Genomic DNA, 13409 nt, shown 5'->3' on the forward strand with positions numbered 1-13409 from the left:
TAATGGCCATTAGTTGTCTGCCGGTGTTCCATATTTCAAATACAGCTTCTTCAGTTCAAGAACGGACTTCGACAGAGAATATTGATTCTTCGCTTTATCCCACGCCGTACGGGCAAGCTCATACCGGTACTGAGGATCAGATATCACCTTTTCCAGCGCCTCGCTTAATGCCTGAGGATCCTCAGAAGGCACCAGGAGGCCGTTCACGCCATCCTCAATCTGTTCCGCGATTCCACCCACCTCGCTTCCGACCAGGGCCAGGCAGCTGAGCGCTGCCTCCGCAAAGACAGAACCAAAGGCTTCTGCACGGGAAGGCAGTACAAAGATATCAAAAAACGGCATAAATTCCTCAGGATGAAGCGTGTACCCATAAAAGATCGTTTCCTGATAGATGCCTAATTCCTTCGCCATACTCTCAAGCTCTTCACGCGACGGTCCGTCCCCAATAATGTGCAAAACATAATCATAGCCCTTGCGTTTTAATTCCGCACAAGCCAGGAGCAGAATATCAAGCCCCTTGGCTGGAACAAGACGGCAGACGGTAATGAGCTGAGGCACCTTGTTTTCATGAGGAACCGGCTTGAAACGTTTCTCATCAAACCCGTTACGAATGATTTCGATATCCTGCGGCCGTTCAATGTAAGGCGACATATATTCGGCAAACGACTGCGACACGGTCAGCAGCTGTTCACTGACATATTCCAGCTCTCTGTAAAGTGAAGACAAAAACCTATGTTCAGGTCCGCCTTCCTGAATCCGGCCGTTCAGAATCAGCTCCCTCTCATAACTGGAATGCACAGTCTGAACAAGCGGAGTTTGTGGAAAGACAGCTTTCATCGCCATGCCGGCGATCGGATGATGAGCATGAATGAGATCATACGGTTTCTGAATTCTTAAACGGATCCACCATATGTAATCCACATAGGTTTGAACATATTTCTGTACGATCGGACTGTGAGCATATTCATGCCAGTCAAATGTGTGAAATACAGGTTCTTCCTGTCCTTTGTCGCGGATTCGTTTAGGCAGCCAGAACATATCCATTTCCCATCTCGCAGAATGAAACCTCTCCTGCAGGTATGGAATCATGGAAGAAACGCCTCCCGGCTGTTCAGGAGGGAAGAACAAAGCTTGTAACAGTCTCATGGAGCAGGCTCCCCTTTCTGCAAATCTCTCTTTTAGACAACATGAGGGTATGATATATTGGGATTAATCATTTGTTTCAGGAAAAATATCCCTGTCAGGAGTGCATCGTATTGCCTGATATCTTAACCCTGTGGAATAAAGTTCCGGTGTCCGGCCTTGCGGCCGTTTGCAGTGCCTATGTATCGCTGATGATGCTGGTCATTTGTCTGCTTATGTACACCAGACAGCGTAAGAAAGCATATGTGCTCATGGCGGCTGCTTTCTCTCTCATTATGACATATGAAGGGCTGAACATCCATCCGTTGTTCTCACAATCACTGCTCCTGCACAGCCAGGATGTTTACCGGCCCATCCAGCTGTTTTCATTCGTGCTGCTGAATGCTGCGGTATTCCTGCTTTATCGGCGGATGCGAAGAATGCATTACATACTCATCCTTGTTGCCGGCATCCTGCTTGGACTGCCGTCTGTTGTGCCGGGCAGCGTAGTATCCTCGTGGTCGGTTCTGTATCTGGATGCCATGGAATGGGTCCTTATTCTAATCTCATTCACACGCATTGCTCCTTATATCGGGCATCGCGTGACCTACACTGCAGGATTATCAGCATATGCGGTTTGGGCTGCGGTTCATAATGTTTATACCTATCTCGATGCCAATCCTGAGACGTTGAGCCTGACACAATGGGTTTCTGTGCTCCCCTTGTGTTTGTACAGCCTCATCTTTTTCATTCTTTTTCAGCGAATCATGGAACAAATGCAGTTTATTTACCGCTCATCAATAACGGACGGGCTCACAGGTCTGTATAACCGGCGTTATTTTATGAAGCATTTGAACCGGTATGTGTCACAGGGAGTCAAGGTATCCGCTATATTCTGTGATATCGATAACTTCAAGAAGCTGAACGATACCCAGGGCCATGCCAGGGCGGACGAAGTATTGAAACAGACGGCCAATATTCTGGAGGAGGAACTCGCGGGTCTCGGATTGGCAGGCAGATATGGCGGCGAGGAGCTGGTTGCTCTGGTCGTCAGCAGAGGGGGCAGAGTGTCTCAGGTGGCGGAGAACATTCGCAAAAGGATTGAGCAGGAAACCATCGTTACCGTCAGTGTCGGCCACAGTTCCCTTCGCAGAGGCGTTACCGGTGACGGGTTGATGAAACAAGCCGATCAAGCGATGTACCATTCCAAGACATCCGGCAAAAACCGAGTCACCGATTACAGGCTTATGGGCAGCCGTCCAGCATCTAAAAGGGAGACCTCTGGATAAGAATATTTCTGATGCATCGGATATTCTCATTTGCTGCAGCACCCACACCAAAAAGCCCCCGTTCATCAGCAGCAAGCTGTGAATGACAGAGGCTTTAAGTCTATATGAACCAGCAGTTATTTCAAACAGTACTTCATGAGTGCGGCATGAACGCCATCTTCGTTGTTGGACAAGGTTATTTCATTGGCAGCCGCCTTGACCTCTACGGGTGAATTATCCATCGCGATGCCAAGTCCCGCAAAGGTCAGCATGGTAATGTCATTATAGTAGTTGCCGATCGCCAGAATTTCTTCCGGCTTATATCCTCTTCGGGCAGCGAGCTGTTTCAGCGCATTGCCTTTCGAAGCTTCTTCATGCATGAGATCGATAAAAAATTCACCGCTCCGCAGCATGTTATACACCGGCGTCCATTGACTCCATTCCCGGAATACCTCGTCAAGATCATGAGATTCACCGAATGCTGTAAATTTCACGACCGGTCCCTCCAGTTCCTCCCAGGCAGGAAGATTGGATGGAAGCATCAGAAATTTTTCATACATATAGCGAATCGGACCTGCAAGTGCATCTACACTATCTACATACATCCCGAATGCGGTGTTAATATCAAAATGGACGCCTTTCTCCCGGCAGTATTCCATAAATGGCGTCAGCGCCATATGATCCATAGCAAACTGATGCACAATATTGCCGGTTTCCACCTCAACGGTAGCAGCACCATTATGGCTGATCACATAGCCGCCCAGACCCATTTTCTCCAAAAATGGAATCGTGTTCTGCGGCCCGCGCCCCGTACACAGTACAATTTCAATTCCCTGTCTGGCTGCCTCCATGACGGTCTGCATATTCTGCTCTGTCATCACATGATCATCATTCAACAGCGTTCCGTCGACATCCAAAGCTACTAACTTGTACGGCATCTCTTATCCCATCCTTGTTTTGTTCTTTATTTTTGAGGTGTTGATTTGTAAAGCAGCTGCAGTTCTTCCTCAGTAAGCTCTCTGTAGCTTCCTATGGGCAGTGAGGGATCCAGGGCCAGACCGCCCATTGTGACTCTTTTTAAATATACGACGACTTTGCCCACCGCTTCAAACATGCGCTTCACCTGGTGAAATTTACCCTCATGGATCGTCAGGGAAATCCGGGATAAGAATCCATCTTCCGTTTCTTCCACCGATAATATGTTCAGCTCCGCCGGCAGTGTCACATAACCGTCATCCAGGGTAACGCCTTGTGAAAATGCTGCTGCATCCTCTTCATTGACGAGTCCGCGAACATTCGCTTCATAGGTCTTAGGAACATGCTTTCGCGGAGATAACAGCTCATGAGCCAGCTTGCCATCGTTCGTCAGCAGCAGCAGTCCCTCGGTGTCCTTGTCCAGCCTTCCGACAGGAAAGGGATCGAAAATTTTATCCTTTTCATCCAGTATATCAATAACCGTCTTGTCACGAAGATCTTCTGTAGCGGACACAACGCCAGGCGGCTTATGGAGCATCAGGTAAATAAATTCCTTGTATACGACCCGTTCGCCCTCTACCTCCAGCACGTCCTGATGAGGATCCACCTGCAGGCCGGAATCTTTAACAGCCGCTCCGTTAACGGTGATGTTTCCTTGTTTAACCATCTTTTTCAGTTCCGCGCGTGAACCGTATCCCATGTTGGACAGGATTTTGTCCAGTCTTTGTGTTGTTTTTCCTGTTTTGCCGCCTTTACCTTTGGCACTCATACGGATGTCCACCTCCAGGCTGCAGGATATTCATTTTTGAGCATACCAGACTGCCATTTGCCCCAGCCAGCAGCATAACCGTCGATGCACACAAGCACATATCCCTTGGGCTGCTGTACGACTTCGCTCCCGGCACCACGCTTCACCCGATCATGGCCGATCTCCAGTGTCTCACCCTTCAGATAACGAACCGCTTCGCCATTGCTTGATGACAGGTTGACCACCTGAGACGCTTCCTGCGGGTGCAGTGCTGCTGCCAGAGGGTGACTCGGGACGAAACGGCCGTTCTTGACCTGACCCAAGTACCAGCCTGCTCGCACAATTTTCAGCCCTTTCAACCGTTCCTCCGGAACAGGTGACCGATAGAGATGCTGCCCGTGCATGATGACATGATCGCCGCCGAGATCCAGATGAAGGTATTGCTCGATAAAGTCCTGAAGCAGCGCAGCACCGTCGATGTCACTCTGTTTTCCGCGAGGGTTACGTTCATCCCTTGATTGGACACGGCTCACGCCCTTTTTTCCGCGCCGGTCCTTTTTAGGTTTCACCTGCTCCTTCAAATGCCGCTCAATCGCATTGCTATCATCTCGCTGCGATCCGCCAGGGATTTCTTTTTTCCGCAGGACGGCCATAAAATGTCCCTCCCCCTCTACCCGATGCGGCCATATACGCCGTGATTCAGCGGCAGCGGCAATGTAAGCGTCATCCTGCACCGGATCTAACCCCGCTTCTGGCAGACCGTGCTGCAACAGCCAAGCACTCTCCCCCCGGGAAAACCAGGGTGATGCCGCATCTTTTTCTGAAACCATTGTAAAATCCTCATGCTCTTTCAGAAAAACCGCAATCATTCCTTCATTCTCTTCCGGAGAGAATGTACAGGTGGAGTAGACTATCGTGCCGCCAGGCTCTAACATCAACGCTGCTGAAGCCAGAATGTCCCGCTGCATGCCGGCATACTGAAGCGGTGAATCTTCTTTCCAATGTTTCAGCATATCTTCGTCTTTACGGAACATCCCTTCACCGGAGCAGGGTGCATCGATCAGAATTTTATTGAAATAGCCCGGGAATGCCCCCGCGATTCGCTCCGGTGACTCATTTAGCACAACCGCATTGCGGACCCCGTATAGCTCTATATTTTTGGCAAGGGCTTTTGTGCGGTCAGGGTGAATATCGTTGGTGACCAGATGGCCTGACCCCGCCAGCTTGGCTGCAATCTGAGTCGATTTACCGCCTGGTGCAGCACACAGATCCAGTACCCGGTCCCCGGGCTCCACGCCCAAAAGCTCAACCGGAGCCATAGCGCTCGGCTCTTGTATATAATAAAGACCCGCATGATAGTAAGGATGCAGCCCTGGCCGCGTCCCCTCTTCAAGGTAGAACCCGGTTTCGCACCAAGGGATCGGCCGAAGAGCAAATGGAGACTGTTCCTTGAAGGACGCTGCGGAGATCTTGAGTGTATTCACACGAATACCCGCCTGCGGAGAATGATGATAGGATTGACGAAAGCTTTCGTAGTCATCCCCCAGCAAGGATTTCATTTTGGCCTCAAAAGAGACCGGTAGTGAATGAGCCATCGTTGTACCTGCCTGTTCTTAGGTTTTTACTTCGTTCATCAAATTGTCAGAGTTTACATATGACATGATTCTGTACCGCAGTTACTTTTAATATTGTATAATAAAATACGTTCCAAGGGGACATGCCCTTATGATCATGTCTATTTTTAACGGGGGTGAGCCATTTGAACCGCAAGAAAAAGAGTTATGCCGGCTTGTATGCGTTCGGAGGAATCCTGATCGTTCTGATCGGTCTGCTGATTTTCCTGAACACGCAAGGCGAAGAAAGTGAGCTGTATGGGGGCAAGAAAATTGCTGATATGAATCCGGCGACGAAAGCCCAACTGGATGATCCCAACTACCAGCAGATTATACTGCCTGATGAGCTCGATGCAAAAGAAACCAATCAAGACAACTATTTTGTCTATTTCTTCTCATCGACCTGTCCGCACTGCAAAGCGACGACTCCTGAGTTGATGCCTCTTGCCAAGGATGCCGGCGTAAACCTGCACCAATACAATCTGCAGGAATACCAGCAGGGTTTGAGACAGTACAATATTGAGTATACGCCGACGCTTGTCTATTTCGAGAACGGCAAGGAGAAGGAACGGCTGGTTGGCGGCATGGCTACAGAAAATTTGTCCGAGGGTCATTCCAAAGAAGATTTTAAGGCTTTCTTTGAGAAGTATAAAGGGAGTGTGAAGGAATCATGAAGGCACGCGCATTCGCCGCTTCCGGCATGATCGCCATGGTTCTCCTCTCCGGATGTGGAAAGGATTCAGGCTCTTCCCATGCTCACGGACCTGATACCGAGACCTATGAGACGACCGCTTCCTACAAAGTGATGCCTGAATTGCTATCTGTATACACGGATAATACCCAAGCGACATACGCCTACGTGGGTGAACTTGAGGCAGTACTGAAGGAACTGAAGTGCTACTGCGGATGTATGGATGAAGACAGTCTGCATGATTCCCTCTATCGCTGCTTTATTGCCGAAAAATCGGAGGATGGCGTGAAGTGGACCGATCATGGAGCCCAATGCGGCATCTGCCTGTCCGAGCTTCAGGATGCCAAACGCCTGAACGATGAAGGCAAATCCATCGAAGAGATCAAAACGTATATCGACAACAAGTATCAGGGTTCTGCTTCATAGTCTTCGGTAAAGCGGGGCGCTCTGCTGCCGAGTATTCAGTCGCAACGCGCATGTTAAAGACGTACTATTTAGAAAGTAAGACTGAATTATATTGACTGGAGATAAAAGTTCCCCTCCCTGGTCGCTGCGATGGCAAGTGTTCTTACGACCGCTGTTGCCTCCAAAATGCCTGGAACTATAGTCTATGGTAGCATTTTGGAGGCAAAGGCGGACGCTCCGCTTCTCCAGAATCACTTGTCACCTCCGCTATAGAAAGGTTTCCTTTAATTCATCCTATATAACAGGTCAGCCAGAATGTTCTGGTTGGCCTTTTTTTGTGGCAAAATAAAAGAGCCGGCCTTACAAAGTAAGGCCGGCCGTGGCCGCTTGTTTCAACAAGCCTCTCTATCACGTGTACGCCAGCCATCTTTAGTGAGAACCAACCCTAAACTTTTAAAACGCCTGCGCTCAGCCAGCTAATGCCTCGCATGCTTCAGCTCGTGCTTGGCAGAACGCTGCGGACCCCGTCTTTGTGGAATGTTCGGCGTGATCCCGGGGGCTGCCTGGTCGACTAAATTCTGCAGCACGGGATCTGTGATCTCAATCGTAAAATCTTCATACACAACCGGATATTCCTCATACTTCTCCAGCCTGTGCACATAGTCATCAATATGACCACGCAGCTCATCCATCTCGATCCCAAGCTCATGACTTTGACATCCAGCGAGCCGGTCCCGCGCAGCGTTCATCATCTTGTAGGCTCCGCGGATGTTTCCGTTGCGGTAATGATACAGCCCTACAGCGACTTGAAGCATCCCCTTATAGCGGGTGTCCTTGTCCTTAGCGAGCCACAATTCCTCCAACACCTCATGACACTCGAAATAGTCCTTGTCGCGGTTAAAATACACCAGATATGCGACGTACAGCGGCTCATAAGTCATGTTCTTCTACTCGCTGCTTGGCAACTGCCAGCAGGCCTTTCACCTCGATCAGCAGATCCTTGATCGCTTCCACATCTTGCTGCGGATCCTGCCAGATCCGGTTAAACCGTTCCTGATACTCCATCGCCTCATTGATCAGATGATAGAAATACAGCTGGTGGATGGCTTTGAGCAGCTGGGACGTTATGTTCGAGTTATCCTCAAACTGCTTTTGCGCAATCAGAATTTCTTCGCGGATGCTGGACATTTCATTGTCCAGTGTATTCGCCGCTTCAGCAGCCTTCTTCAAGCGCAGACGAATTTCTTCCGGCAGACTTTCCCGGTATTTATAGCTGAGTGAATGCTCAATCGTCGCCCAAAAATTCATGGCAAGGGTCCGGATTTGAATCTCGGCCAGCACGATTTTTTGTCCAAGCGCCGTCTGCACCGGATATTCCACGATCATATGAAAGCTGCGGTACCCGCTCTCTTTGTAGTTGGTAATATAATCCTTCTCGAATAACACTTTAAGATCTTTCCGGGCCCGGATATAAACAGCAACGCGCCGGATATCTTCGACGAACTGGCACATAATGCGAATGCCTGCAATATCTTCAATGCCGGATTCCAGCTGATCCATCGGAACCTGCAGCCGTTTGGCCTTATCCAGAATGCTTGAAATTTTCTTGATCCGCCCTGTCACAAATTCGATAGGCGCGTACTCTTCCCGTTTCTTCAACTCAGAACGCATCGTCTTGAATTTAACTTTTAATTCTTCTACCGTTTGTTCATAGGGTAGCAAAAAAGTTCCCCAGTCTCTGCCGTCCATCGCCTTGCCTCCTGTCTTTACCTTTAACGGTGGTCAGCTCCTACGGCTTCGGATATATGTTGATATCCATCCCGCTTCAGAAGCTTCCGCAGCCCTGCGTGCAGCCTGCGGTTCACCTCGGGTCCCTCATAGATGAGTGCTGTATAAATTTCCACCAGGCTTGCGCCTGCGGTGATTTTGTTATAGGCATCCTCTGCGGTAAAAATGCCGCCAGAACCGATAATCGGCAATTTGCCGCCGGTTTGGCGATATATTCTCGATACGATCTCCGTGGAACGTTCTTTCAGCGGTCTGCCGCTCAGTCCACCTGTCTCTTTGGCGTTGTCATGCTTAAGACCTGCTCTGGACAGTGTCGTATTGGTGGCAATAATGCCCGAAACCCCGCTGCTGGAAATGGTATCCACCATAAATTCCAGTTCCTCATCATTCACATCAGGAGCAATTTTAACAAGCACCGGCTTGGCGATCCCATGAGTATCCGCCTGCCTGCCCATTTCCTTCATGACCGTATCCAGCAGCAGTGACAGTTCGCTGCCATGCTGCAGACTGCGCAGATCCGGTGTATTCGGAGAGCTGATATTGACCACAAAAAAATCTCCGTAAGGAAACAGCTCACGGATACAGGTCTCATAGTCACGGTGCGCCTCTTCATTTGGTGTCACCTTGTTCTTGCCGATATTGACAGCAACCGGTATTCGGCGATTTTTGACCCGGGACAGCCTTGCCGCCATTGCTGCCGAACCGTCATTGTTAAAGCCCATCCGGTTGATTAATGCCTCATCCTCTGGCAAACGGAACAATCGCGGCAGCTCGTTGCCAGCCTGCCCTTTAGGTGTGACCGTCCCTACCTCCATAAACCCGAATCCGATGGATGAAAATCCTTTGACCGCTTTCGCATTTTTATCCAGACCGGCAGCAAGCCCCACCGGTGTTGGAAAGTGAATGCCGAATAGGTCCACCGCCAAATCAGGCGTTTCACTTACCCCGTACATCCCGCGCATCGCTTGTTCCGCTCCTGGTAACAAGGCAGCTCTGGCCAGCCCGTCCACGACAAGATGATGCGCTTTTTCCGGATCCATTTTGAAAAAAATCGGTTTACCTATGTTGCGGTACAGCACATCCATTCTCCCTCTCCTGGCTCATCATTTCTCTATCCTCCAGTTTATCGCTTTCTGCATAAAAAAGAAAGTTTTTGAAGGCGGAATTCGTTTAAACTAACCCCCATTTTCATGGTGTTTTGTGCAAACATCTTATACAATGTAAGGGGTGCCAATCATCAAAACGCGAAAGCGAGGAATGGACATGTCTATTAAACGCAGCAAGCCAACCCTGCAGCAAAAGAGAGAAGAAGTGAATAAAAAGGCCGTTTTATGGATCGGAGGCGGTATTGGCCTGTTGATTGTCGTCATTATTTTATTGATTCTGTTAGCCCAGCCCTAATACAGCCAGTCATAGGTTTTACGGGGGTTGTTTTGGCCCGGGGTATGTTCCAGCGCAAACCGCTTTTGAGGAACGACTGCCGGATCCGGAAGAACCCCCTCATCAATGACAACTTCGGTTCCCATCGGAACCAGATCAAACAGTTCTTCGACATCCTCTTTATACATTCTTATGCATCCCTCCGACTCGTTGGCACCAATGCTGTCAAGATCACCTGTACCATGGATTGCATAATTTTGATCGGATAACTGCATTCCCCTTGTACCGTACACGCCGTCCCCTGTCCCGTTCGGATGAACCACCTTGTCTGTAATATGAAATGTTCCAAGCGGTGTTTTGTTGTCCTCTCCTAAACCCACTTTGTAATTCCTTAGCAGTACAGAACCGCTGGTAACCGCCAATCTGTGATTGGCCCGGTCGATGACAATCTTGAGATCCTCTTTGAAAAATAAAGTGCCATCCGGCGCGGCTCCCCAAAGCCCCGGAAGCTCAGCATCGGTTAATGTGTTCGAACTTCCTGTTGTCTTATCCTGCGGACCGTCGCTTGCGCTCTTAAAATATTCGAACAATTCAGTTATCTCATTGGAGGTTCCAGCCAGCCAGTTATCCGGAAACGGCTTGGTCAGCTCTTCCAGATCATGTGGAGGCCTTCCCACAGCTTCTTGAAAATTCCCGATCGCCGTAGACAGAACAGCACCCTGAACCTGAAGCTCTGCCCACCGCGCACCGGACTGTGTAATCGCCGATGCCGCTGCCTGAGGTTCACATTCACATTCCTCCTTGGCCCCGGTGTAAGGAGTGATGCCGATTCGGCCGTCAGCCTCTCGCTGCACTCCGTAGGCCGCTGGCATTGCCGCTGACCACATCTGCCAGTTCCCTGCAGACTCCATGCCGAGCATGATGCTTTTTGGAGGAAGGCTGGAAGGGTTTTTTAACAAAGACACAACGCCCGACTCGCCACTCTCCCGCTGCATCGCCGCAGCTGTAAACAGCACATCAGGAGACGGTCTGCTCTTTCCTTCATCCCCTTCCGGCAGGGGGGCTTCATCCAAATCAGGCAGCCAGCCTATCATTTCCTCCAGCTCCACCGCCCAATTCCCTGCAGGGAACAATCCTGGTGCAGTGGCAGACGGTATAAGCATCAGGAGAAAAAGCACCGCGCAAAGCCATGCCCGGCGGATTTTTGAAGCACGCCGAACCCGGTTTTTTTCCTGCTGCAGCAGCTTCATTTCGTAGTGTTTCCATATATCTGAAGGTGCTTTGCTCAATTCGAAAGCCTCATACACTTCCTCGGCGCGGTTAAAACAATAATTGGCTTTACCCTGCTCCCCCTGCCTTTCATAATCCTTACCCAGCAGATACCAAGCCATCTTATTATCCGGGTGGGACTCTACATACCGCTTGAGATGCATCGACTCACTCATGGAAATCCTCCGTCATATTCGCTTTTTAAACCTATACTCTATTTATCGGCACCTTGAACCCATTTCTTATATAAAGAAAAAACGCCCTTCGCACCGAGGCAAAGGACGTTTCAGGAACAAGCTATAAATGAAGACATGACATAAAGTGGAAGAACCGCTTATTCTTCGTTAAACGGCTCGTCCGCTACCCGGATGGAATCTGTAGGACATCCGTCGCAAGCGTCTTCCATGTCCTCATACATGTCTTCTGGAATAACGGTCACTCCGCGGTTGCTGTCACCTTCGTAGATGACTTCAGCCAATCCCTCGTCGTCATAATCATAAATATCGGGTGCTGTTGCTCCGCAAGCGCCGCAAGCAATGCAGGTATCTTTATCTACCCATGTGTACTTCGCCATAGTTCTCTGCCTCCTGTATATCTAAACGTAGCTGCGGTGCATCCAAGACGGGGCACCAACTACATAGTATAGTAATACAAATAATGAGGGAACACAAATGATTTTCAACAATTTACCTGAGTTTTCCGGTAAAGTTTATAAGACTTTTATCCAAAAGCGTGTGCAGCCATCACTCTTCATCATTTTTCTTCTTGCGGACAAAGTCCATCTGCAGTGAAGTTCCCCTGGTCTTGTGGTTTCGGATCCGTGCTGAGGGATCATCGCCCAGCATGCCGGCAGTCAGCACGGCGCTCTCGCCGAATTTATTCCGCAGCTCATCCATAACCCGGGTCAGTGATTGTTTCTTGGGCTGCTTCTCGTAATCAAAAAGATCCAGCTGTACCGCCGATGCATCCCGGGACTCCAGCTGCTGCAGGGTAATGCCCAGCAGCCTGAGCGGCTTATGGTCACTCCAATGCCTGTCATACAATATACAGGCTTCCCGGTAGATATCCTCCGTATTCTCTGTCGGCACCGGAAGCTGCTTGGAGCGGGTTACTGTTTTCATATCGGGGGTCCGAAGCGTAATCTGGATACCTGAGGCCATTAGTCCCTGCCGCCGCAGTCGGCGCGCAACCTGATCAGCCAGGTTCAGCAGCACCCTGCGTGCTTCCTCTCCCGATTGTATATCAGACGGCAGTGTCGTCGTATGTCCGATGGACTTGCTCTGATCACGTTCGGCATTTACCGGAGAGTGGTCTATTCCATGAGCAGCCTGCTTCATCCAGCGTCCATTGATTCCGAATACACCGGTAAGCATCCCTTCATCAGCAGCCGCAAGTTCTCCAATGGTATGAATATTCAATTTTCTTAGTTTTTCTGCTGTTTTTTCGCCAATACCGAACAATTCGCTGCACGGCTTTCCCCACAGTATGGTTGGCACATCCCGAATACGGAGAACAGAAATACCATTCGGTTTCTTGAAATCGGAGCCCATCTTCGCCAGCAGCTTGTTCGGAGCCACACCGATGGAGCAGGGCAGCGACAGCTCTTCCCGGATTCTGGACTGAATCTCCTGCGCAATTTCCAGCGGTGTGCCGAACTGCTTGGATCCCGTAATGTCGAGGTAACACTCATCAATCGAGGTGGCCTCCAGCAGCGGGGTGTATGCGTATGCGATATTCATAAAAGCGCTGGAGTACTTGCGGTACAAATCAAAATCCGGTTTAATCAGGATCAGATCCGGATTGATGCGCAGTGCCTGCCGCACAGTCATGCCTGTGCGGATCCCCTGAGCCCGCGATGCATAAGAACAGGTGACAATAATTCCTTTACGCAGCTCTACACTTCCGGCAACAGCTGTTGGTTTTCCTTTATAAATCCCGGGCTCTTCCGCCTCATGGACCGAGCAGTAAAAAGCATTCATATCGACGTGAAGGATAACCCTTCCGCTGACCGGGTAGTAATCGGCAACATTCACCACCATGCATACCTTCTTTTTATTCATAATAAGACTGGCCCATAGCATACTCTTGTCCTATATCGAGGTCAAGAATGCAGCCCAGCATAAAATTACATTTCTTTGTCCCATTAAGGC

Annotated in this window: 14 protein-coding genes; 4 read left to right on the plus strand and 10 right to left on the minus strand. The window is 49.7% G+C overall.

What is annotated here, in order from left to right; translation table 11 throughout:
- Positions 1-9 precede the first annotated feature (9 nt).
- The gene (locus HII30_RS06085) at positions 10-1146 is read right to left on the minus strand and encodes a glycosyltransferase family 4 protein (protein ID WP_169504142.1); all 1137 of its coding nucleotides are present in this window, start codon (positions 1144-1146) and stop codon (positions 10-12) included.
- A 110-nt stretch (positions 1147-1256) separates the two neighbouring features.
- Here HII30_RS06085 and HII30_RS06090 point away from each other — a divergent pair, with 110 nt between their 5' ends.
- Positions 1257-2411 carry a GGDEF domain-containing protein gene (locus HII30_RS06090; RefSeq protein ID WP_246246153.1) on the plus strand — a complete coding sequence of 385 codons (1155 nt, stop codon included), beginning with the start codon at positions 1257-1259 and terminating at the stop codon, positions 2409-2411.
- Positions 2412-2527: 116 nt separating this feature from the next.
- Here the strand turns inward: HII30_RS06090 and HII30_RS06095 are convergent, their stop codons facing one another.
- From HII30_RS06095 to HII30_RS06105, 3 genes are read right to left on the minus strand one after another with little or no spacing between them, the layout of a single operon-like run.
- Positions 2528-3328: a Cof-type HAD-IIB family hydrolase gene (locus HII30_RS06095; protein ID WP_169504143.1), complete on the minus strand. Its 801-nt coding sequence runs from the start codon at positions 3326-3328 to the stop codon at positions 2528-2530.
- Between the two features lie 26 nt (positions 3329-3354).
- Positions 3355-4134 carry a pseudouridine synthase gene (locus tag HII30_RS06100; protein WP_169504144.1) on the minus strand — a complete coding sequence of 260 codons (780 nt, stop codon included), beginning with the start codon at positions 4132-4134 and terminating at the stop codon, positions 3355-3357.
- Positions 4131-5708 carry an RsmB/NOP family class I SAM-dependent RNA methyltransferase gene (locus HII30_RS06105; RefSeq protein WP_169504145.1) on the minus strand — a complete coding sequence of 526 codons (1578 nt, stop codon included), beginning with the start codon at positions 5706-5708 and terminating at the stop codon, positions 4131-4133. Before HII30_RS06105 ends, HII30_RS06100 begins: the two co-directional genes overlap by 4 nt.
- Before the next feature lie 164 nt (positions 5709-5872).
- On the opposite strand from HII30_RS06105, the gene HII30_RS06110 reads away from it, so the two are divergent.
- Together HII30_RS06110 and HII30_RS06115 are read left to right on the plus strand one after the other, a co-directional pair.
- Complete coding sequence (locus tag HII30_RS06110; RefSeq protein WP_169504146.1) at positions 5873-6400, plus strand: thioredoxin family protein; 528 nt, start codon at positions 5873-5875, stop codon at positions 6398-6400.
- Positions 6397-6843 (plus strand): PCYCGC motif-containing (lipo)protein, encoded by a 447-nt coding sequence (locus HII30_RS06115; RefSeq protein WP_169504147.1) that lies wholly within the window; start codon positions 6397-6399, stop codon positions 6841-6843. The genes HII30_RS06110 and HII30_RS06115 overlap by 4 nt, the downstream gene beginning before the upstream one ends.
- 455 nt (positions 6844-7298) lie before the next feature.
- Here the strand turns inward: HII30_RS06115 and HII30_RS06120 are convergent, their stop codons facing one another.
- Genes HII30_RS06120 through HII30_RS06130 form a run of 3 tightly spaced genes read right to left on the minus strand, consistent with a single transcriptional unit; the run spans position 7299 to position 9689 of the window.
- The gene (locus tag HII30_RS06120; RefSeq protein WP_169504148.1) at positions 7299-7763 is read right to left on the minus strand and encodes a DUF309 domain-containing protein; all 465 of its coding nucleotides are present in this window, start codon (positions 7761-7763) and stop codon (positions 7299-7301) included.
- Positions 7753-8571: a GTP diphosphokinase gene (gene yjbM / locus HII30_RS06125; RefSeq protein WP_169504149.1), complete on the minus strand. Its 819-nt coding sequence runs from the start codon at positions 8569-8571 to the stop codon at positions 7753-7755. The genes HII30_RS06120 and yjbM overlap by 11 nt, the downstream gene beginning before the upstream one ends.
- A 23-nt stretch (positions 8572-8594) precedes the next feature.
- Positions 8595-9689, minus strand: a complete 1095-nt coding sequence (locus HII30_RS06130; RefSeq protein ID WP_343045073.1) for a quinone-dependent dihydroorotate dehydrogenase — start codon at positions 9687-9689, stop codon at positions 8595-8597.
- Between the two features lie 184 nt (positions 9690-9873).
- Here HII30_RS06130 and HII30_RS06135 point away from each other — a divergent pair, with 184 nt between their 5' ends.
- Complete coding sequence (locus tag HII30_RS06135; protein WP_169504151.1) at positions 9874-10011, plus strand: hypothetical protein; 138 nt, start codon at positions 9874-9876, stop codon at positions 10009-10011.
- Here HII30_RS06135 and HII30_RS06140 read toward each other — a convergent pair.
- From HII30_RS06140 to HII30_RS06150, 3 genes are all read right to left on the minus strand, one after another.
- Positions 10008-11435, minus strand: a complete 1428-nt coding sequence (locus HII30_RS06140; protein WP_169504152.1) for a L,D-transpeptidase family protein — start codon at positions 11433-11435, stop codon at positions 10008-10010. The genes HII30_RS06135 and HII30_RS06140 overlap by 4 nt on opposite strands.
- A gap of 158 nt (positions 11436-11593) precedes the next feature.
- Positions 11594-11833 (minus strand): ferredoxin, encoded by a 240-nt coding sequence (locus HII30_RS06145; protein ID WP_169504153.1) that lies wholly within the window; start codon positions 11831-11833, stop codon positions 11594-11596.
- A gap of 169 nt (positions 11834-12002) precedes the next feature.
- Positions 12003-13319, minus strand: coding sequence for a DNA polymerase IV (locus tag HII30_RS06150; protein ID WP_246246154.1), 1317 nt, complete (start codon positions 13317-13319; stop codon positions 12003-12005).
- Positions 13320-13409: the final 90 nt, after the last annotated feature.

It is taken from the genome of Paenibacillus lemnae (genome assembly GCF_012933385.1).
Lineage (GTDB): Bacteria > Bacillota > Bacilli > Paenibacillales > Paenibacillaceae > Paenibacillus_AQ > Paenibacillus_AQ lemnae.